The organism is Nitrosomonas sp. Nm34, assembly GCF_900113925.1.
Classification (GTDB): Bacteria; Pseudomonadota; Gammaproteobacteria; order Burkholderiales; family Nitrosomonadaceae; genus Nitrosomonas.
On the sequence record NZ_FORD01000034.1, the window covers coordinates 1 to 22,251 of the forward strand.

At 47.4% G+C, this 22,251-nt stretch carries 17 protein-coding genes; 6 read left to right on the forward strand and 11 right to left on the reverse strand.

The annotated features are described in order from the left end of the window. The 7 genes from BM283_RS12275 to BM283_RS12305 form a co-directional block, all read right to left on the reverse strand. The coding region (locus BM283_RS12275; RefSeq protein ID WP_217646516.1) for an IS630 transposase-related protein at nucleotides 1–220 on the reverse strand (220 nt) is incomplete at its 3' end. Between the two features lie 267 nt (nucleotides 221–487). Further along, the gene (locus BM283_RS12280) at nucleotides 488–3,682 is read right to left on the reverse strand and encodes a multidrug efflux RND transporter permease subunit (RefSeq protein ID WP_090693538.1); all 3,195 of its coding nucleotides are present in this window, start codon (nucleotides 3,680–3,682) and stop codon (nucleotides 488–490) included. After that, a complete protein-coding gene (locus tag BM283_RS12285) occupies nucleotides 3,679–4,920 on the reverse strand; it encodes an efflux RND transporter periplasmic adaptor subunit (protein WP_368086435.1) in 1,242 nt (413 codons plus the stop codon). The genes BM283_RS12280 and BM283_RS12285 overlap by 4 nt, the downstream gene beginning before the upstream one ends. Nucleotides 4,921–5,134: 214 nt before the next feature. Beyond that, nucleotides 5,135–6,538, reverse strand: a complete 1,404-nt coding sequence (locus BM283_RS12290) for an efflux transporter outer membrane subunit (protein WP_139225274.1) — start codon at nucleotides 6,536–6,538, stop codon at nucleotides 5,135–5,137. Between the two features lie 110 nt (nucleotides 6,539–6,648). Beyond that, nucleotides 6,649–6,828 carry a VOC family protein gene (locus BM283_RS12295; RefSeq protein ID WP_090693542.1) on the reverse strand — a complete coding sequence of 60 codons (180 nt, stop codon included), beginning with the start codon at nucleotides 6,826–6,828 and terminating at the stop codon, nucleotides 6,649–6,651. 227 nt (nucleotides 6,829–7,055) lie between these two features. Beyond that, on the reverse strand, nucleotides 7,056–9,134 hold the full coding sequence (recG, locus tag BM283_RS12300) for an ATP-dependent DNA helicase RecG (protein ID WP_302848295.1): 2,079 nt from the start codon (nucleotides 9,132–9,134) through the stop codon (nucleotides 7,056–7,058). A gap of 66 nt (nucleotides 9,135–9,200) precedes the next feature. Next, on the reverse strand, nucleotides 9,201–9,590 hold the full coding sequence (locus BM283_RS12305) for a RidA family protein (RefSeq protein ID WP_074664835.1): 390 nt from the start codon (nucleotides 9,588–9,590) through the stop codon (nucleotides 9,201–9,203). A gap of 243 nt (nucleotides 9,591–9,833) precedes the next feature. On the opposite strand from BM283_RS12305, the gene murA reads away from it, so the two are divergent. Continuing rightward, nucleotides 9,834–11,087, forward strand: a complete 1,254-nt coding sequence (gene murA / locus BM283_RS12310; RefSeq protein WP_090693543.1) for a UDP-N-acetylglucosamine 1-carboxyvinyltransferase — start codon at nucleotides 9,834–9,836, stop codon at nucleotides 11,085–11,087. Between the two features lie 52 nt (nucleotides 11,088–11,139). On the opposite strand, the gene BM283_RS12315 is transcribed toward murA, so the two are convergent. Beyond that, a complete protein-coding gene (locus BM283_RS12315) occupies nucleotides 11,140–11,808 on the reverse strand; it encodes a hypothetical protein (RefSeq protein WP_090693546.1) in 669 nt (222 codons plus the stop codon). 484 nt (nucleotides 11,809–12,292) lie between these two features. Between BM283_RS12315 and argH the strand changes: the two genes are divergently transcribed. From argH to BM283_RS12330, 3 genes are all read left to right on the forward strand, one after another. Further along, nucleotides 12,293–13,699, forward strand: coding sequence for an argininosuccinate lyase (gene argH, locus BM283_RS12320; RefSeq protein WP_090693549.1), 1,407 nt, complete (start codon nucleotides 12,293–12,295; stop codon nucleotides 13,697–13,699). A 3-nt stretch (nucleotides 13,700–13,702) separates the two neighbouring features. After that, a complete protein-coding gene (locus BM283_RS12325; RefSeq protein WP_090693551.1) occupies nucleotides 13,703–14,617 on the forward strand; it encodes a fructosamine kinase family protein in 915 nt (304 codons plus the stop codon). A 284-nt stretch (nucleotides 14,618–14,901) separates the two neighbouring features. Further along, complete coding sequence (locus BM283_RS12330; RefSeq protein ID WP_090693553.1) at nucleotides 14,902–16,413, forward strand: dynamin family protein; 1,512 nt, start codon at nucleotides 14,902–14,904, stop codon at nucleotides 16,411–16,413. Nucleotides 16,414–16,616: 203 nt separating this feature from the next. Here the strand turns inward: BM283_RS12330 and BM283_RS12335 are convergent, their stop codons facing one another. Genes BM283_RS12335 through polA form a run of 3 tightly spaced genes read right to left on the reverse strand, consistent with a single transcriptional unit; the run spans nucleotide 16,617 to nucleotide 21,042 of the window. Further along, on the reverse strand, nucleotides 16,617–16,955 hold the full coding sequence (locus BM283_RS12335; RefSeq protein ID WP_090693555.1) for a hypothetical protein: 339 nt from the start codon (nucleotides 16,953–16,955) through the stop codon (nucleotides 16,617–16,619). Then, on the reverse strand, nucleotides 16,952–18,259 hold the full coding sequence (locus tag BM283_RS12340; protein ID WP_090693557.1) for an aminopeptidase P N-terminal domain-containing protein: 1,308 nt from the start codon (nucleotides 18,257–18,259) through the stop codon (nucleotides 16,952–16,954). Before BM283_RS12340 ends, BM283_RS12335 begins: the two co-directional genes overlap by 4 nt. A 41-nt stretch (nucleotides 18,260–18,300) precedes the next feature. Further along, nucleotides 18,301–21,042 carry a DNA polymerase I gene (gene polA / locus BM283_RS12345; protein ID WP_090693559.1) on the reverse strand — a complete coding sequence of 914 codons (2,742 nt, stop codon included), beginning with the start codon at nucleotides 21,040–21,042 and terminating at the stop codon, nucleotides 18,301–18,303. A 16-nt stretch (nucleotides 21,043–21,058) separates the two neighbouring features. Here polA and BM283_RS12350 point away from each other — a divergent pair, with 16 nt between their 5' ends. Beyond that, complete coding sequence (locus BM283_RS12350) at nucleotides 21,059–21,778, forward strand: LOG family protein (RefSeq protein ID WP_090693561.1); 720 nt, start codon at nucleotides 21,059–21,061, stop codon at nucleotides 21,776–21,778. 52 nt (nucleotides 21,779–21,830) lie between these two features. After that, nucleotides 21,831–22,205, forward strand: coding sequence for a DUF2782 domain-containing protein (locus BM283_RS12355; protein ID WP_090693563.1), 375 nt, complete (start codon nucleotides 21,831–21,833; stop codon nucleotides 22,203–22,205). Nucleotides 22,206–22,251: the final 46 nt, after the last annotated feature.

A 22,251-nucleotide genomic window follows, 5' to 3' on the forward strand; every position in this document is an offset into this window, starting at 1 on the left:
CGTACTGATAAGCATCAGGATAATCGCGAACATCCTGGCGCAATACCTCAAGATCAATCTTGCGTTGGCGAAACCCTTGAGGTTTACGATGGATGTTCTTAACCCAGCGTGTTACGCTGGCCACGCCAATATCAAACCGGGCCGCCACCCCGACTATCGTAAGTCCTTCTTTCTTTCGGACAGACAGGACTTTACGACGGAAATCCAGTGAATATGCCATCTGTAAAAATTATAATGAATATTATCTGGTTGCGCTATATGACAGGTCTTTCCACTTCCAAATCAAATCGGACTGTTCCGGTTGATCTTTGCAATTATTTATTCTATCTGCACCTCGCCTATGGCTCATATTTGATTGGGAAATATAAGTCATTCTATTTCTAAATCAAAATTGACTTTGTCGGCTTCACCTTGTCGTATTATTGATACTGTCTGCGGCTCGCCTTCGCGTCATTTTTGAGTTGGAAATGGAATCAGACATCAATCATTATTCAGATTTTTCTTCTGAAGTAGGCGTATCTCGTGTTTCAACCTGATCCGTTTCAGCTTGGCTGGTTGCAGGTGGGGAATGCTTTGCGCGGTGAGCCATCTTACTAATCACCACGAAAAAGAGCGGTACAAAAAAGATGGCAAGAAAGGTAGCGGCCAGCATGCCGCCGAACACGCCTGTTCCGATGGAATGCCGGCTCGCAGCACCCGCGCCAGCAGCGATCACCAGTGGAAACACACCCAGAATGAAGGCCAAGGAGGTCATGATAATGGGTCGGAAGCGAAGACGTGCCGCTTCAAGCGCAGCTTCGACTAAAGGTTCACCTGCTGCATAGCGTTGATTGGCAAACTCGACGATCAGAATCGCATTCTTGGCGGCGAGCCCAATCAGAGTGATGAGCCCGATCTGGAAATAAATATCGTTACTCAGGTCACGCGTCCAGATAGCCAGCAGCGCTCCCAGGACACCAAAAGGGATCGCCAGAATGACCGCAAACGGAATGGACCAGCTTTCATATAAGGCCGCCAGCACCAGGAAAACCATGAGCAAGGCAAATAAAAATACCAGCACAGCTTGCCCGCCGACCTTACGCTCCTGGAAGGAGATGCCACTCCAATCGAGCGCGTAGCCTTTCGGCTCCAGGATTTCCTGAGCTACTTGCTCCAATGCGTCCAATGCTTGTCCTGAGCTATAGCCGGGTGCAGCGCTTCCGAGTACGAGGGCTGAATTGAAGCCGTTGAAATGAGTCACCGGGTCTGGCCCACTGCTGAATTCGGTAGTTACCACCGAATTGAGCGGAATCATCGACTGCTTATCATCATTGTGAGCACGCACATAGATTTTGCTGATATCATCCGGGCTGGAGCGATATTCAGGTAGGGCTTCGGTTTGTACCCGGTAAATACGGCCAAATTTTACAAAATCGTTGATATACAGATTGCCGAAATAAGCCTGCATGGTATCGAATACTTCAGAGATAGGTACACCCAATGCTTTAGCCCGCTCCCGGTCTACCTGGGCATAGAGCCGGGGCGAGCTGACGCGGAAATTGGTGCCAGCCACGCCGATCGCGGGATGTGCCATGGCCTGCGTGATAAATTCCTGAGCAGTGGCTGCAAATTCGGCAAAATCACCTCCGCTGGGGTCCTGCAATTGAACCGTGAACCCCCCAGTGGTGCCTAATCCGCTGATCGAAGGCGCATTAAATGCCAGGATTAAGGCTTCAGGGATTTTGGCAAACTCCTCAAAAGCCCCTGCAATCAGACCAGGCACCTGCTCCTCGGCATTTTGGCGCGTATCCCAATGATGCAACGGGATGAACATCGTGGCCTGATTCGTTCCGCGTGTACTGAACACAAAATTCTGACCTGCCAGCGTATCGGTTGAGTGAACGGCAGCAATCGACTGGAAATATCCCTCTACCTTATCCAGAACCTCAGTGGTGCGCGCCAGTGAAGCCCCATCGGGCAACTGGACAACCGTAATAAAATAACCCTGATCTTCTTCCGGCAGGAAACTCCCCGGGGTGATCTTAAACAAACCCAGAATAACGAATAGCAAGACCAGAAAGAGGGCCATGGACATCACCGACCGCTTGATGATAGCCCCGACAGTGCCTGTATAGCGTACCTGCACCCAATCAAACAGCCGGTTGAATAGCTTCCAGAATCTCCCAGGCTCACCATGACTTGGTTTAAGAACCAGCGCACATAAGGCAGGGCTGAGCGTCAGTGCCACGAAGCCGGAAATGGTCACCGAAAGCGCAATGGTAATGGCAAACTGCTTATACAATTCACCGGTAATGCCTCCCAGAAATCCCACCGGTACAAATACGGCAATCAGTACCAGCACAATCGCAATCACAGGGCCGGTCACCTCCTCCATGGCTTTTTTTGCCGCTTCGCGCGGTGTCAGTCCGCCTTGGGTCATATGGCGCTCGACATTCTCTACCACTACAATGGCATCATCCACTACGATACCGATCGCCAGTACCATACCAAAAAGGGTTAACGTATTGATTGAGAATCCCAGAGCCGCCATCCCGGCCAGTGTGCCTATGAGCGAGATCGGAACCGCGACAGTTGGAATGATGGTCGCCCGCCAGCTTTGCAGAAAAACAAAAACAACCAGAATCACCAGCAATGTAGCTTCAACCAGGGTTTTTACCACCTCTTTGATGGAAACATCGATAAATGTGGTTGTGTCATATGGAATATCGTACGATACCCCTGCCGGAAAGCTTTTGGCCAGCCGATCCATTTCCTGACGTATCCGTTTTACGGTATCGAGTGCATTGGCTCCGGGAGAAAGAAAGGTTAAAAGGAAGGTATTGGGTTTGCTATTCCACCTTCCCTCAAGATCATAGGACTGGGCTCCCAGTTCTACACGCGCGACATCGCTCAACCGTACCATGGAGCCATCCGGATAGGCACGCACAATCATGTTTTCGAATTCCTTGACCTCGCTCATGCGACCACGTGTGATGACCGGAATAGTCAGCTCGGTTGCTTGAGGCAAGGGCTCACGACCTATTCTGCCAGCCGGAAAATCGCGATTCTGATCGCGCACGACAGCTGCAATTTCAGTTGGAGTCAGATTGAGCTGAGCCATACGGATAGGGTCGAGAATAATTCTCATGGAATAGTTCTGCCCGCCGAAGATAGTGGCATCCCCCACACCCGGCAGCCGCTTGATGTTATCGATAATCCGCAGCAATGCATAGTTTGAGAGAAAAACATTGTCATGCTTGGGATCAGTCGAGCTCAACGCAATGACCGCTAACAAATCAGGTGAAGTCTTTTTGACGGTGATGCCCTGGCGGATGACTTCAGTAGGAAGCTGGGGTTCGGCAAGACGTTGCCGGTTCTGCGTCTGTACCTGGGCAATATCGATATCCGTGCCAATCTCGAAGGTGAGTTTCAACGTCATATGCCCATCATTCGTGCTGGTGGATTCGTAATAAAGCAGATTATCGATGCCGGGTAGCTGCACTTCAATGGGTCGCGCTACCGCTTCTGCCACCACCTCTGCGCTGGCACCAGGATAATCCGCATCGATCTGCACCATGGGAGGGGTAATTTGAGGAAACTGCGCAATCGGCAGCGAGTGTAAAGCAACCAAACCGACGACTACAATGATGATAGAGAGGACCGAGGCAAAGATGGGCCGGTCAATAAAAAAATGTGAGCTCATGGCATTTTATACGTGACGTGATCTGCAGAAGGAGTTGAAGCAGAAATATTCTCGTTCTGCATCTCAACAGCATTTACTCGCGTTCCTGGCAGGACACGATGAAACCCGCCTACCACCACACGTTCGCCGACACGCAGACCGGAGTCAATCAGCCATTCATCGCCATGCCAAGTACTAGCCTGGACCGGCCGCAGCTCTGCTTTCTCTTCTTCGTCAATCACATAAACAAATGAGCCGGTTGTTCCCTGCTGCACAGCACGCTGCGGGATGAGAATAGCATTCGTTCGAATATAACCCTTGAGGCGAATCTTGACAAACTGGCCAGGAAAAAAGTAGGAGCGTCCCGGCGCTTCTTTCCCTTCCGGATTAGGAAATTTGAATCGACCTTGCAACGTACCTGTTTCAGGTCGTAAAGCGATGTCGGCAAAATCGAGCGCTCCTTCTTCCGGATACACACTTCCATCAGAAAAAATCATCAGGCCCCTTAATTGAAAAATATCAGGCCTCTGAATTTTTTGCTCGGCAAGTTCGCGGCGGCGGCGCAGCAGATAACTTTCGGGAACACTTACGTTCACATACATGGGATCCAGCTGGTCGATGGTTGCCAGTAAGGTCGTTTGGGCCGAGATCAACCGTCCTTCGTAGAATTGGCTACGACCGATACGACCACTCACAGGCGCAGTGATCAGGGTATTGTCCAGATCGAATTTCGCTTTGACCAGATCATTCTGCGCAGCTTCCAGGGCGGCCCTGGCTGCCAGCACCTCGGCCTCGGCATCATCAACATCCTTTTTGCTGACAGCCTGTTTTTTTAGTAGTGGCTTCACACGCTCCAAATCATTTTTAGCCTGAGTCAGCCGAGCCTGGGCCTCGGCTACTTTCGCTTTGCTGCTAAGGTAAATGGCTTTAAATGGCACGGGATCAATCAGGTAGAGTCGGTCCCCTTTTTTAACATCTCGACCTTCCGTAAAAAAAACCTTTTTAATAATGCCACTGACCTGCGATCGAATCTCTACTGGACGGAAGGCTTCAGTTTGCCCAATGAATTCCGGTTGATCCTCAATCGTTCGTGCCGTCACTGTCATGACTTCCACCTGCGGAATAGGCGGTGATAAATCGGTGGATGGTTTCTCGGCACAGCCCGCAAGCAGGAGCAGGGATAAGCCAACACTCATGCTTGTCACGGCATGTCCAGTACGAGCAATGAATACGGTTAACCTTTGGATCATTTGGTACATAGACTCAGACTCCACTCTCTTAGTTCTTATTCCATTTTTAAATCAAAACTGGCTTTGTCGGCTTCACCTTGCCGTATTATTTATACTGTCTGCGGTTCGCCTTCGCGCCATTTTGATTTAGAAATGGAATTAATTGTTCTTATTAAAGGAAAGGGTTTTCAAAAAATCAGCTTCGGCACACACTCAACTTCACTGTTTAAACAGCCTTCTCTCATCACGGCAACCATCCTCCACCCAATGCTTTGTAAAGTTGAACCACTGACACCAGATGAAGCCGGTGGCTTGCCATGAGCGCGAATTCGGCATCGAACAGCGTGCGCTTGGCCAGAAGCACATCAACATAGCTGGTAATGCCGCCCTGGTAACGAAGATCAGCGGTACTTAAAGCTGAGCGAAGCGCCTCGACCTGCTCTTGTTGTGCCTTACGCTGTTCGTTGGCGGTGCGAATCGCTACGAGGGCATCTTCCACTTCTTTGAACGCGACCAGAATGGTCTGCTCGTATTGTGCCAAGGCCTGTTTTGCCTGCGCTTCTGCAGCGCGTTGCTGAAAACCCAGACTTTGTGCATTCAATAGTGGACCTGCCAGCCCAATTCCACCTACGCCAAATTTGCTATCCGAAAGCAATAAATTGGACAAGGACGGGCTGGCCACACCGAGGAAACCTGTTAATGAAATTTTGGGAAATCGTTCCGCTTTGGCTACTCCAATCCTGGCCGTCGCCGCTGCTAAAGTTTGTTCTGCCTGAAGAATATCAGGGCGTCGTTGCAATAGCTCGGAAGGCAGGCCGGCCGGTATTTCAGGCGGTATCAGCTGCTCTGTAAGCGAACGCCCACGTACAATCGATATCGGATTTCTTCCCAGCAACACACTGAGTTCATTTTCTTTCTGAATCATTAACCGATCAAGCTCTGCCACCCGGGCAGCGGCATTAGCCCGCTCCGCCTCAAACTGATCCAGATCGAGACGGGAAACGACCCCTTGTTGCAACTGTGCCCGGGAAATGTTAACTGACTCTTCCCACGAAGACAATGCCCGCCTGGCAATATCCAGCTGCATATCAAATTGCAAAAGGTCAAAGTAGGCTTGCGCCACCGCGCCGACTAATGTTAGCACGATAGCACGCCGGTTTTCCTCACGCGCAAGGAGATCCGCACGAGCAGCCTCATTGGAGCGACGGATCCTGCCCCAGATATCCACCTCCCAATTCAGGGTAGTCTGGCCAAAATAATTAAAAGCTGACGGAAATCCGGGCGGAGCGAATCCACCGAGCTTGCCAGCCACCGGGGCATTGGCTGACACGTCCATTTTCGGTAGAAAATCCATGCGGGCAATATTCAGACGAGCTTGAAGCTCCTCAACACTAGCCACGGCTTGTTTCAGGTCTTTATTTTCCAGCAAAGCCTGATTGATCAGCTGGCGGAGTTCTTCATCCTGCAGAAGCTCCCACCAGGAAAGATTGGCAATAGACTGCCCCTCCGTCTCCGTCATACGAAAATTATCAGCAATGTCGATACGAGGCCGTGCATAGTCAGGCCCCATGGCACAGGATGCGAGCAACAGAATCGGCAGCAACCACACCATACGCAACCAACTATTCTGGCAGTAATAGTATTTCATCCCTGATAGACAGGGGCTCAGGAATCCCTGACTGAATCTAATCAATCTAACCAAGGCCATGCTAAGGGTATCGACCCGTTTAAAATTCATCATCGCAGCAGTTATTATCTTTATCTTCTAAAACAAGCATGCTCTGAATCCAGCAGCAGGCCAGGCGGTGGGGGTTCAGGACTATCTTTATGGCACAACAGTATCTCTACCTGGGCACCCAGTGTGGTACGGTAGAAATCGAGAGCCTCTTCACAACCTTCACCGAAAAACAGGTAAGGTTCGATAAATGTGTCTGGCATGGTCGTTCCTTGAAATAAAATGAAGGCTGAGGCCTGATCGCGATTTGCCTTGCCCCTGGATCACCACACGCTCCACCCTGTCCAGCCACGGTTTTTCAGGATGAAGGCTCTGCTCATGATAACCCATTGTATTTGAAAGCAATTGGTTGATCTAGCTTTCAACATGACAGATTGTACTTGATCTACCCATATAAGAACAGGAGACGCACCTTTTGCACCAGTTGGGATTATACTCGCAGATACGCATTTTTATCCCCTAGCCAGCGCTGGAGATGACGCTGGGCTGCTTCGGGGTAGTCGCGCAACAAGGTTTCAGCCACGGTCCTGGCCGCTTCCAATAAATCCATGTCCTGCTGCAGATCTGCAAAGCGCAGCATCGGAATGCCACTCTGGCGGGTGCCCAGAAATTCTCCCGGGCCCCGCAGTTTGAGATCCTGGCGTGCAATTTCAAACCCATCGCTATGCTCGAAGATGATACGCAGCCGTTCACGCGCAATTTGGGACAATGGTTTCTGATATAGCAATACACATATTCCCGCTTCACTGCCACGACCAATACGACCACGCAGCTGGTGAAGCTGTGATAACCCCATGCGCTCTGCATGCTCGATCACCATCAAACATGCATTCGGCACATCCACACCGACTTCTATCACGGTCGTCGCAACTAGTAACTGAACCTCTCCCTGGCTGAATGCGCTCATGATGGCCGATTTATCCTGTGCATTCAACCGGCCGTGTACCAGGTTGATTTTTAAATCAGGAAACGTCTGGCTTAAAAATTCATAGGTTTCGACGGCTGTTTTAAGTTGCAATGCCTCGGATTCTTCAATCAATGGGCAGACCCAATAAGCCTGTTTACCTGCCTGGCAGGCTTCCCGTACACGCGCAATGACTTCACCGCGCCGGCTTTCATCGATCAGCTTGGTAACGACCGGCGACCTGCCTGGCGGCAGTTGATCAATGACCGATACATCCAGATCAGCGTAATAGCTCATCGAAAGCGTACGTGGGATAGGGGTTGCGCTCATCATCAATTGGTGCGGCAGCCAGTCGGGTTCACTTCCCTTCTCCCGCAAGGCCAAGCGTTGGTGGACTCCGAATCGATGTTGCTCATCAACAATGACTAACCCTAATCGAAAAAACCGGACCTGGTCCTGAAACAAGGCATGCGTGCCCACCACCAGCATGGCGTGACCTGCAGCGATTCGGGTCAGCTCAAGATCACGCTGTTTCTTTTTCTGACTGCCGGATAACCAGGCTACGGTGACACCGAGCGGGGCAAACCAGCTCAAAAATTTTTGATAATGCTGTTCCGCAAGAATCTCGGTTGGCGCCATGACGGCAACCTGGTAGTCATTTTCGATGGCTTGTAACGCTGCCAGTGCCGCCACAATTGTTTTGCCACTGCCCACATCACCTTGCAACAGACGCTGCATGGGGCTGGTCGTAGAGAGATCGCTCCTGATTTCAGCCAGTACTTTTTTCTGGGCAACCGTCAGCTCAAAAGCAAGCGTTGCAAGCAGCACGTGGGTTAAATGGTTCCTCTCCTGTAAAGCAGGCGCCCGGTAACTTCGCCGCTGGCGATAATGCATGCGCATGGATAATTGCTGGGCCAATAACTCATCGAACTTGATTCGACGCCAGGCCGGATGCGTGCGGGATTGCAGTAAACCGATGGCGATATCAGGGGGAGGCTGATGCAAAAGAGCAATACTTTCTTTAAATCCCGGCAACTGATAATGCTGCAATAGGGTTTCCGGCAGTGTTTCTGCCATGTACTCTCTGCTATGGCCCCTACTTAGCGCTTGCTGAATCAGTTTGGCAAGAGCGGTTTGAGTAACACCCGCTGTGATGGGATAAACAGGGGTCAAGGTGTCAGCCAGCGGCGATTCTTCATGCACGATGCGGCACTTGGGATGAACCATTTCTGCACCAAAGAAGCCGGTACGTGCTTCGCCTAATACCCTTACCCGGGCGCCTATCGAATAGGCTTTCACCTGGCTGGGATAAAAGTGAAGAAAGCGGATAAAAAGGATGCCGCTGGCATCCTTTACCTGACACACCAGCTGCCGCTTTGAACGCGTAATGACTTCACTATGGATAATGACCCCCTCTACCTGTACCTGTACCTGGCCAGTCTTACCATCCGGTATATCTCTGATGGGATAAAGCCTTGTCTCATCTTCATAACGAAGAGGCAGATGCAGAATCAGCTCTAATTCACTGCGAATACCTAACCTGACAAGCTTCTGCTGCAGCTGTGGATTGAGAGAAGAAAAGGAATCGTTTTTCAGTGCGTTCAAGTGAGTGGCTTGTTTACCTTTCGTGGTGATCTTCCTGTCTGAATGACTGACTGAGCTATCGCCTGATTATTTAGACAATACCATTACCGCATCCATTTCCACCAGTGCGCCCCGTGGCAACGAGGCTACACCGATCGCTGCTCGCGCAGGATAGGGCTGGCTGAAATGATGGGACATAATTTCATTGACCTTGGCAAAATGGGCAAGATCCGTTAAATAAACATTTAATTTGACAATATCACCCAGACTGCCGCCACTTGCTATGGCCACTGCTTTCATATTGAGGATGACGCGCACGATTTGTGATTCGATTCCTTCGACCATTTGCATCGTCGCTGGATCCAGCCCAATTTGACCCGAAAGATAGACGGTCTCTCCTCCACTCACTCGTACCGCCTGTGAATAAGTACCAATCGCTTGCGGGGCATCAGCCGTCTGGATAATTTGTTTATTCATTCTATCTCCTCGATTATTAAAATAATATAATTTCAGTTAATGACGCTCGTCCAAAAGTTTGTGAGAAAATCGGTTGTGTGTTCTGCTGTGTATTCTGTTCTCATAGCTGTGTTCTCATGGCTGTGTTTTGTTCGCCTTATTCCTGGCCACCGGCTACGATTTTCTTTCACAAGCGCTAAGCGCCGGGTCAATTTTCAATAAATCCTTATTTATTACCGTTATTCTGATTACTTAAACATATCCATGCAAAAACTTGTTATTCATGGTGGCAAACCACTTTGTGGTGAAATAAACATTTCCGGTGCAAAAAATGCCGCATTACCCGCGCTGTGTGCCTCATTGCTGACAAATGACACACTCAAACTCAGAAATATCCCTGATCTCAAAGATGTCACGACCATGATGAACTTGTTGAAACAAATGGGCGTCACTATCTTAACAAACGATCCATCAGAAATGGAGTTATCTGCGGCCCATCTTACCAACCCAACCGCACCGTATGAAATGGTCAAAACCATGCGTGCCGCCATACTGGTACTTGGTCCATTACTGGCTCATAAGGGAGAGGCCATCATTTCCCTGCCCGGTGGCTGTGCTATCGGCCTGCGCCCTGTAGACCAGCATATTAAAGGTCTCCAGGCCATGGGTGCAGAAATCAAGATTGAACATGGCTATATTCATGCCAAAGCGACCAAATTAGTTGGGACACGGATTGTGATGGATATCGTTACTGTGACCGGTACCGAAAATCTCATGATGGCAGCTTGCCTGGCTTCGGGCTTAACGATACTGGAAAATGCGGCGCGTGAACCCGAGATTATTGATCTGGCCCAGTGCCTGATTAAAATGGGAGCAAACATTGAGGGTGCCGGAACAGATGTCATTACTATTCAAGGGGTCGAAGCATTACATGGTTGCATGCATGATGTCATGCCTGATCGCATTGAAACCGGCACTTTTCTCACCGCCGTTACGGCCAGTAGCGGTGAAATCCACCTGAAAGGCGCACGAGCAGATATGCTGGATGCGGTCATCGATAAATTACAGGAGGCAGGTGCCATCATTCATTCAGGGGAAAACTGGATTCATCTCACGATGAACCAACCACCCAAATCAGTAAGCTTGCGAACAGCACCCTACCCTGCTTTCCCAACCGATATGCAAGCCCAGTTCATGACACTCAACAGTGTAGCTAATGGCACAGCTATCATTACTGAGACTATTTTTGAAAACCGTTTCATGCATGTTCAAGAATTGAGGCGCATGAATGCCGAGATTACGGTAGAAGGTAACACTGCCATCGTGCATGGCATACCAAAGCTTGATGGAGCGAATGTTATGGCCACTGATCTACGTGCATCAGCCAGCCTGGTGATAGCAGGACTGGTTGCGCAAGGTGAAACAGTGATTGATCGAATTTATCATCTTGATCGTGGCTATGAGCGCATTGAACAAAAATTAGTACACTTGGGTGCCAGAATTGCACGCATAAATTAAAAAACCCCAGTAGTGAGTTACTGGGGTTAGAGTATACGAATCTGAAATAAAATTAGCTGCCAGTTAGCGCAGCTTGCTTGTAGCTAACGACCACGGTAGCCAAGCGGGAATTCAGCCCCATCACTGGAACAACCAGCAATTTCTTACCATTCACATCCGACAGCATGGTAATTTTACGTTTTTGCAGCACTTCAGCAGGATAGAGATCTTTCCCTTCTGCTTCTTCCAGTCTTTTATCTGTTGAAACAAGCAGTTTGCCATCATCACTGATCAACACAACGCGTTCCGTATCTTTCATTTTAACCAGTTCATTCAGATATTGACTGACCTGATCAAGATTATTGCGGATCAATTCGCCTCGTACTGCCCATGATAAAACCTGACCAAAACGTTCTTCTTCTTTGTTATATTGACTGTCAGCATATTCACGTGCTTTTCTCATCATTATGGAACGCTCTGTTTCAAGATCCTGGGTCATTTGTACACGTTCTCTGTCCACGCGCGATTCAGCTTGACTGACCGCGATATATTTCCATGCAATAACCAGCAATAATATCCCCAGAAAAACCAGAAGCGACCAGGCGGGTAATTGCATGTGCTGAATTTTGGCAATTGGGGCAAATTTTTCGCTCAATATGTTCATGAGGGAGGCGGGTTTAGCCCACTCGAGTTTGCTTTTTCCGCTTTGATCACCTTCATTTTGTTTGTACTGATCTGTCATGAAATAGCTCCTTGTTGATGTGACAGGAAAGAAAAGCTCCAATTATCCACTATTCCGGATTGAAGGAAAAGAAAAGTTCATAATATTTTGTATGGATGAGTAAAGGATGTTGTAATTCCATTTCCCAATCAAAACTAACTTTGTCGGCTTCGCCTTGCCGTATTATTGGTACTGTCTGCAGCTCGCCTTCGTGTTATTTTTGATTGGGAAATGGAATGAGTGAAATGAGTTTATTTTTGAATTGATAATCCACACCCTACTTCACGCCATTTCAGAGCACTTGTCAGAAGTAAACTATTGCTCTTTAAAGGATATGGAAAAACCTATACGAGTCAGGCTTGTAAAAACAGCGTAAAAGGCGGGCTTATATCTGACAAATGCGCATTTTGAAGCTGCTTTACACCGCAGCGGCAAGGTAGATAGTTTTTCAACAGCCTGTTAATCTTGAACATAAAACTTTACCAACTCAATAAACCAATTCTAAATGGAGAAGAAAGCCGCAGTGGAAATGAATGCCAAAACCTGGTCAGGACGGTTCAATGAACCTGTTACTCAATTAGTACAGCGATATACTGCCTCAATAAATTTCGATAAACGATTAGCTGAATACGATATACAAGGCTCCCTGGCTCATGCTCAAATGCTTTCATCAGTCGGGATCATTAACTCAGTTGATCTGGCTGCTATCGAGCAGGGACTCAGCCAGATTCTTGAAGAAATCCGGAATAATCGCTTTGAGTGGCAAATCGAATTAGAAGATGTCCACCTTAATATCGAAAAACGCCTGACCGCACTGATTGGGGATGCAGGGAAAAGATTACATACTGCCCGCTCCCGCAATGATCAGGTAGCCACTGATATCCGGCTTTATTTACGAGCCTCGATTGATGAGATTACCTATCTTATCCAATCCCTGCAACGGGCGCTCGTGGATCTGGCTGAACAACATATTGAGACCGTGATGCCTGGTTTTACTCATCTCCAGGTGGCTCAACCTGTCTCATTTGGTCATCATCTCATGGCCTATTATGAAATGCTTGGCAGAGATATCGCAAGACTTCTAGACTGTCGCAAGCGTGTCAATAAATTGCCTCTGGGGGCGGCAGCGCTAGCTGGAACCAGTTATCCCATCGATCGTGAGATGGTCGCACAATTGCTTGGTTTTGAGGGCATTTGCCTGAACTCACTCGATGCTGTATCAGATCGTGATTTCGCAATAGAATTCTGCGCCGGTGCAGCACTGATCATGACTCATCTTTCACGCTTTTCTGAAGAACTCATTATCTGGATGAGTCCTGCCTTCCATTTTATTCAACTGGCAGATCGTTTCTGCACAGGCTCATCCATCATGCCGCAAAAGAAAAACCCTGATGTACCTGAACTGGTTCGGGGAAAAACGGGGCGTATTAATGGTCACCTGGTGGCATTGCTCACATTGATGAAATCTCAGCCACTTGCTTATAATAAAGATAATCAGGAAGACAAAGAGCCACTCTTTGATACGGTCGATACCTTGGTCAATACACTGCGCATTTATACGGACATGCTCTCTGGCATAACTGTAAATAAGGACGTCATGCGTGATGCAGCCATGCGGGGATACGCCACCGCAACCGATCTGGCAGATTATCTGGTCAAGAAGGGCCTCCCCTTCCGTGATGCCCATGAAATCGTCGCTCAAGCAGTTCGTTTTGCTGAAAATAAAAGCTGTGATTTAAGCGAACTGTCGCTGTCTGAATTAAAACAGTTTTCATCGATCATCGAACAAGATATTTTTCTCCTTCTAACGCTCGAAGGCTCCATGAACAGCCGCAATCATCCGGGCGGAACAGCGCCCGCGCAGGTACGTGCAGCGATCATGCAAGCGAGAAAAGAGTTATCCAATCATTAAATCATGATGCGATCAACCCACAATTTATTTTCTCAGTCTCCCTGGCTAGAGATCGCCGAGCAGATTGAGAGTACTTCAGATACTCATTTTGTTATAGAAAAGATTCATGCGATTGGCGGCGGATGTATCAATGAGACTTATCATATTCAAAGCAGGGAGCAGCCCTATTTTGTCAAACTGAACAAAGCAAGTACGCTACCGATGTTTGAAGCAGAAGCAGCAGGTCTTAAAGAAATCCACAATTCTCACACTTTGCGCGTTCCTGAACCCAAGTGCTGGGGTAGTAATGAGGTCAATGCCTGGTTGGTGCTAGAATACCTGGAATTAAGACACTCACCTAATCCAAACGCGGAAGCATTAGGTGTCGGTCTAGCTAATATGCATCGCACTTTCTCTGATCAGTTCGGCTGGTTTCGTAATAATACCATTGGCTCCACTTTACAGAAAAATGACCGTTCTTCTGAATGGATCTCATTCTGGCGTCAACACCGGTTAGGATATCAACTCCAGCTTGCTCAGATAAATGGCTATAAAGGCAGGCTACAAACTCAAGGTGAGCGGCTTATGGCCGATCTCGACGTATTCTTTACCGGAACACGCATCAATGCTTGTTTGTTGCATGGTGATCTATGGAGTGGCAATTACTCGTTTGATGCGGCAGGACGACCGGTATTATTCGATCCCGCCGTATATTATGGAGATCGTGAAACTGATCTTGCCATGACTGAGCTTTTTGGAGGGTTCCCGGCCCAGTTCTATGCAAGCTATCAAGAGGCTTATCCACTTGAAGCAGGCTATCGTACTCGCAAAACACTTTATAATCTCTACCATATTTTAAATCATCTGAATCTGTTTGGAAGTGGTTATCTGCGCCAGGCAGAGCAGATGATGGACAAATTACTTGCTGAGATAAAATAAAGGATTGGTACGAAGCATCACTATTTTTGTACTTGATTGTAAAGGCATGAGAGACACAATAGAATAAGGGCACCTCTAAAAATTCATATTTCGTCACAATACTTTGTTGTTTACAAAAAATGTTTCCTTACCTATCCGTGATAGGCTGCATTAACCTTTTTTGTTGCTTGCTTAGAACTCTGAATTTTTAGAAGTACTCATAAGATCAAAATTAGATTAAACGCTATAATAATTAATTAATTAATTACATTCTTTGTTATTTAACAAATCAAATAAGGACTGCTATGGCACAAAGCTCAACAAATATTTATAAGCGTCTGGAAAGCCTCGAAAAACATCTTGCGGAAGAACATCCTGATAACCCGGTCTTGGCTAAGGCAGTTCACAGCTTTCGCAAATTAGATCGCGTCGCCCAGGATATCGGTTTACTCGATCGCAACGAATCCTATGCAACCCATGTTACCTGGTGGCCGATGATTGCGGTACTGGGAACATTCTCAGCCGGCAAATCCACTTTTATCAATTCTTATCTGGACATGCATTTGCAACGCACAGGCAATCAAGCTGTCGACGATAAATTTACAGTGATTTGTTATGGTAGCGATAATGAAGTCAAGACGTTACCGGGGATAGCATTAGATGCTGATCCACGTTTCCCCTTTTATCAAATCAGTCGAAGTATTGAAGAGATTTCAGAAGCCGGACCTCAGCGTATTGATGCTTACATTCAGTTGAAAACGTGCCCTTCTGAAAAGATCCGCGGCAAGATTCTGATTGACTCTCCTGGGTTTGATGCCGATAGCCAACGTAACTCTACACTGCGTCTAACGCAACATATTATCGATTTATCCGATCTGGTGCTCGTATTCTTTGATGCACGCCATCCCGAGCCAGGCGCCATGAAGGATACATTGGAATATCTGGTTTCAGGCACCATTAACCGGGCTGACTCCAATAAATTCCTTTATATCCTTAATCAAATGGATGTCACTGCCAAAGAAGACAATCCTGAAGAAGTCGTTTCCGCCTGGCAGCGTTCCCTGGCACAAGCCGGTCTATTCGCTGGCAAGTTTTACCGAATTTATAATCCTGAAGCCGCTGCACCGATTGAAGATCCCCTTATCCGGGAGCGTTATGAGACTAAACGCGAAGAAGATATGGCCGAGATCAATACACGTATGCAGCAAATTGAAGTAGAGCGCTCCTACCGTATAGCCGGTATGCTTGAGCAGACAGCTGAAACCATCAGCAACCAGATTATTTATAAACTTACCAGCATGCTCCAAAAGTGGAAAAAACGAGTCATTTTGTTTGACAGTATCATATTCGGTACCTTGTTGATTCTAAGTGGAATGGCTTTCTGGTTAACCGATAGCTGGAATTTATTGAAAACATTTGCTGAAAATATTATGGCCTGTGACCCCCCCTCACTGATTGGTCTTGGCGTGATAGTGATAGTGATGGCTTATATTCATTTCACCATTCGCCGTAAGGTTGCAGACAATATGGCAGAAAAACTCCCTGCAAAATTTGGCCATGATCATCTCGCCTGCAAGCAATACACTCAGGCATTCCTCAAGAGTACAGCGGGTTTTCGACCGATGTGTTTTCAAAAACCTGCTGGTTGGAATGGCTCAAATCAAGATATTCTTGCTGAAGTGAGAAGCGAAGCCAATGACTACATCCAGTCATTGAACGATCAATTTACCAACCCTTCTGGTCGTAAAGTTGCAGCTGCAGCTGAAGAGATATCTGCAGCAGAAAGCGTCACTACGCCTGAAGGCAGGGTCGAATAAGCAGGGCAAGTGCTCGAAACAAAGTCGCTTGCTTGATGGAAAAACTAACCCTGCCTTTTAAAGGACTGGTTGCTCATCACCCCCGGCCTTGCTGGGGGTTGATTGAGTAAATGGTAGAGAGAGCACACCCTATCACACAACAGGACGCAATAGCGCAATACGACGAGGAGAAACCGGCAAACCCTTTTAATTTTATAATCGAACTATTTGTATTCCGATTTTTTCGTTTTAGTTTCAATAATCTCAGCATCTTCGATGTCAATCGATCTTTCTTTCTCCTCAAATTTTCCAGATTTTTGCAGTTTGCGCCGCAGCCACCAGAACCTTACACCTATTGCTCCAGCTACTATCACGATTAAAGCAAAAAAGATGGAAAAAAAGACCATCCCCAGCAACATGGCGCCAATAAATAAAGGAATCAGCGCCAGGAAAAATAGCCAGCGTTGCCAAGGTGAACCAGGGGTAGATCGATTCGTTGATGACTCTGACTGCTTACCATCAATTATCCTATGGATAAATATTTTTCTGTGATTATTATTCATTGTGTTAGCTCCTCTATTTCTGCCACCGTTTTAGGCACATCGATAGTCAGTACTTCATGACCAACGGCTGTCACAGCCACATCATCTTCGATACGCACCCCGATATTCCAGAAATGCTGCGGAACATTGTCCGCCGGACGAATGTAACATCCTGGTTCCACCGTCAAAGTCATTCCCGGCGATAAACAGCGCCATTGACCATTCTGTTTATATTCGCCCGCATCATGCACATCCAGTCCCAACCAATGCCCGGTGCGGTGCATGTAAAAGCGCTTATAATCTTCTGATTGAATCACACTGTCCACACTACCCCGGCATAGCCCCAGATCGATAAATCCCTGGGCAAGCACTTGTAAAGCAGCCTGATGAGGCATATCCCAGGTATTCCCGGGTTGGACTACCGCAATGGCTGCCATTTGAGCAGAAAGCACGAGCTGATAAATATCTTTTTGTACCGGTGTAAATTTGCTATCTACCGGGAAGGTACGGGTGATATCGGCTGCATAACCATTAAATTCACAACCTGCATCAATAAGCAGTAAATCACCTGACTGTAATTGTGCTTTATTTTCGATATAATGCAACACACAGGCATTAGCGCCCCCTGCCACGATAGGCGAGTACGCCGGTGCTTGCGAGCCCAAGCGACGGAACTCATGCAATAATTCGGCTTCGATCTCATATTCATACATACCAGGTTGTGTCTTCTGCATCGCTCGACAATGCGCTCCTGCAGAAATTTTTGCCGCATGGCGCATGAGCAACAGCTCTTCCTCACTTTTAAACAAGCGCATTTCATCCAGAATATGACAAATATCACGTATTTCGTGGGGTGCGGATACGCCCCCGCGTACCTTTTCTCTTACCTGTTTAATCCAGCTGATGAGGCGTGTATCCCATGTCGCGTTTTGCCCTAGCATGGCATAGATAGTTGGCTGATTCTCAAGTAATCTGGGTAGCCATTCATCCAATTTGGTGATGGGATAAGCTGCATCAAAACCAAATGCTTCACGCGCAGCATCGGGCCCATAGCGGAATCCATCCCAAATCTCACGTTCCTCATTTTTTTCCCGGCAGAACAGTATCTGTTCTGCTTTTCCCTGACTATTCCCGCATATGACCACTAAGACAGCCTCAGGCTCATAGAAACCAGTTAAATAATAAAAATAGCTATCGAAACGATAGGGATAAAAAGCATCACGGTTTCTGAGTCTTAAAGGAGAAGTTGCAATAATAGCAACCCCTTGCTGCATCTGTGACAATAAGCGTAAGCGCCGCTCGCGAAAAGTTTTGATTTGATCCATAGTGGCTTGAGTTTTACAAGAGTTTTCAGGGAACGCAAGGACTAATGCGCCTGCTCCCAATTATTGCCCACACCTACTTCGACTTGAAGGGGCACATTAAGTTTGCAGACATTTTCCATTAAATCCGGCAAGACATGTTTTACCTTATCGACTTCTTCACAGGGTACTTCCAGAACTAATTCATCATGAACCTGCATGATGAGCATACTGCGCATCTTTTCCTTTATCAGCCATTCATGTACGGCAATCATGGCAAGCTTAATGATATCTGCTGCAGTTCCTTGCATGGGCGCATTGATAGCGGCACGTTCCGCAGCCTGTTTGCGATTGTGATTGGAGCTGTTGATTTCCGGCAACCATAATTGACGACCCAATACCGTCTCGACATAGCCTTTCTCTCTTGCCTGCAGTCGAGTCCGCTGCATATAGTCAGCGACCCCGGGATAGCGGGCGAAATAGCGATCGATATAAAGGCGCGCAGCACTACGCTCAATCCCTAATTGGGTTGCCAGACCATAATCAGACATCCCATAGATGAGCCCAAAATTGATTACTTTAGCATAGCGACGCTGTTCCTGATTAACCTGATCCACCGGTACACCAAATACTTCTGCTGCAGTGGCGCAGTGAATATCCTCATTCGCAGCAAATGCCTTAAGCAATCCCTTATCCTGAGAAATATGGGCCATGATGCGCAATTCAATCTGAGAATAATCTGCTGAAATAATACGACTGCCAGGCGGTGCTATGAATGCTTCCCGGATGCGCCGGCCTTCCTGCCTGCGGACTGGTATATTCTGTAAATTTGGCTCATTGCTAGCTAATCTGCCGGTTACGGCAACGGCCTGCGCATAAGTGGTGTGTACCCGGTGAGTAGTGTTATCCACCATGAGGGGTAATTTATCCGTATAAGTCGATTTAAGTTTAGCCAGGCCGCGATACTCGAGCAGAATCTTAGGGAGTGGATAATCTAGCGCGAGCTGCTGCAAAACATCTTCGTCGGTCGAGGGTGAGCCTTTGGGCGTCTTCTTGATAACCGGTAATTTAAGCTGGTTAAATAAAACTTCCTGGATTTGTTTGGTTGAATTCAAATTGAATACTTGTCCGGCACTGAAACAAGCCTGCTGTTCCAGTGCCAGTAATTGCTTTTCCAGCTCACGGCTTTGTGCCCGGAGCAGATCCACATCCAGCAGCACGCCATTACGCTCGATCTGAAATAGCACATTGAGTAACGGCATCTCGATATGGCGATAAATATAGTCGAGCTGTGCTTGACACGCTATCTTCGGGTATAAGCACTGATGCAATTGCAGCGTAATATCAGCGTCTTCTGCTGCATAGCGCGTTGCCTCATCAAGCATAACCTGGTCAAAACCAATCCGGCTGGCCCCTTTCCCCGTTACGTCATCATAGGTCATCGTTTTTACCCCTAGGTGACGCCATGCCATGCTATCCATATTGTGCAGATGATGAGATTCCAACACATACGATTGCAATAAGGTGTCATGCGCTATTCCCTTCAGGCTGATGCCATAATTTGCAAAAATATGCTGGTCATATTTGAGATTTTGCCCAACTTTCAATTTTGCTGGATTCTCCAGCCAGGATCTCATTTTGTTCAACACAACCTCGAGAGGTAATTGTTGTGGTGCACCAGGAAAACAGTGCGTCAGCGGCACATAAGCGGCTTGACCCGGCTGCATACATAACGAAATTCCGACCAGTTGCGCCTGCAGTGGATTCAAGCTGGTCGTTTCAGTATCGAGCGAAACCAATGGTGCCGCATCGCACTGCACCAGCCATTTGTTCAACTGATCTTCGGTAAGAACCGTTTCATAACTAACTGATGTGGTTTCACTGGAGATGGATACCGCACCGCCTGGATTTAGCAGGGCCGCCGTTAATGGATCGGACAGAGCCGAGCTGGATGATAGCTCATTCTGCCGCAACTCGCGTGACCAGGTTTTAAAATCGAGGCATTCAAACAGTGCGGCCAGTTTTTGAGTATTGGGTGGTTTAACCACCAGATCTTGCCAATCGATTGAGAGATCCACATCACACTTAATTGTCAGCAATGCGCGTGATATCTCTAGCCAGGGTATGGCTTTGCGCAGATTCTCTCCGATGACTCCGCCAATTTCATTGGCATGCACGAGGATATTATCCAGGCTGCCGTACTGCGTCAGCCACTTGACTGCCGTTTTAGGCCCTACTTTTTCTACCCCTGGAATATTATCGGTGCTATCCCCTACCAACGCCAGGTAATCGAGTATCTGCGCAGGCATGACGCCAAATTTATTCAGCACCCCCGCCTCATCCAGAGTCTCATTGCTCATGGTATTAACAAGTCTGATTCCAGAATTTACCAATTGCGCGATGTCTTTATCACCGGTTGAAATAATGCATTGCATTTCGGCTTGCTCCGCTTTTTTAGCAAGCGTCCCAATCACATCATCTGCTTCAACGCCTTCAATGATCAGTAAAGGCCAGCCCATTGCCTGGATACATTCGAGCAATGGCGTAATTTGTGCCGACAAATCTGTCGGCATAGCAGGACGGTGCGCTTTGTATTGCGGATAAATCTCATCACGGAAAGTTTTGCCTTTTGCATCAAACACGCACGCGCTATAATCTGTCTGGTAATCCTTGTGCAAGCGACGTAACATAGCCAGTACACCGTAAATTGCGCCAGTTGGCTCATTTTGTCGATTGCGTAAATCGGGTAGTGCATAAAAAGCACGATATAAATAAGATGAACCATCAACTAGCAAAAGCGCTTTCATCTAAAAAAGGACCCCTATGAGCTTGGAAGAAAAACTTAGCGCGGTGATGACTCTTGAGAAGCCCTGGTCGACCAAAGAGTCATGGCGCGTATTTGGAATCATGTCTGAATTTGTGGAAGGTGCACAGCGCCTGGAATACATTCAGCCGGCAGTCAGCATATTTGGGAGCGCACGAACTGAACCGAGTCACCCCTATTATAAATTAACTGAAGTCATTGCACGGCAATTGTCGGATGCGGGCTTCTCAGTCATTTCGGGGGGTGGTCCGGGGATTATGGAAGCTGCCAACAAAGGCGCCTTTTATGGCAAGGCTCCCAGTGTCGGTCTCAATATCCAGCTTCCTCATGAGCAACACCGCAATATTTATCAGGATGTGAGTCAATCGTTCCGTCATTTTTTTGCCCGTAAATATATGTTTGTCAAATTTGCGACCGCTTATATCGTCATGCCTGGGGGATTCGGCACATTGGATGAACTAATGGAAGCGCTAACGCTTGTCCAGACTGGTAAAACAAGAAAAATGCCTATTATTTTAGTCTGCTCGGATTTCTGGCGTGGTCTGCTTGATTGGTTTCAGCAAGTGCTCATCCATGAAGGCTATATCTTACCAGAAGATATGAATTTAGTTCAGATCATTGATGAGCCTGTCGAGATTGTCGACGCAATCTTTAAATATTATGAAACGTCCGGCTTTGAACCTACCGCTGCTGAAAAGGAAATTCAACTCAATTTGTAATATTTCACTTTATTTAAGATAGAATGAACATGACCATTCTCTAGGAACCAGCATGCAACGTATAAAGACGACTCTATTTTTGTGTGCTATTTGTGTTACGTTGTCAGTCTCGGCGCAATCTACTCAGAAACCAGCTGATCGCCCCCCCCTTCCTGAACTGCCTGATTTAGCGTCACGTGAAGAACCAGAACTGCCTGAGCTGGGAATTGATCCTTCACTGGAACCGGAAGTGACCATTAAAAAAGGTAAAGAAGAAACAGTGGAGGAATATCGCATCAATGGTCAGCTCTATATGATCAAAGTCATTCCTCGTATTGGCAAGCCATTCTATCTTTTAAATAAACGCAGTCCCGTGGGTGAGCCACATCGAGGTGATCTTGAAGGTTATGGTGTAAACGTTCCGATGTGGGAAATTTACAGATTTTAAAACCAAACGAGATTAACATGAGAAAATAACAGCTACGCGAGGCATA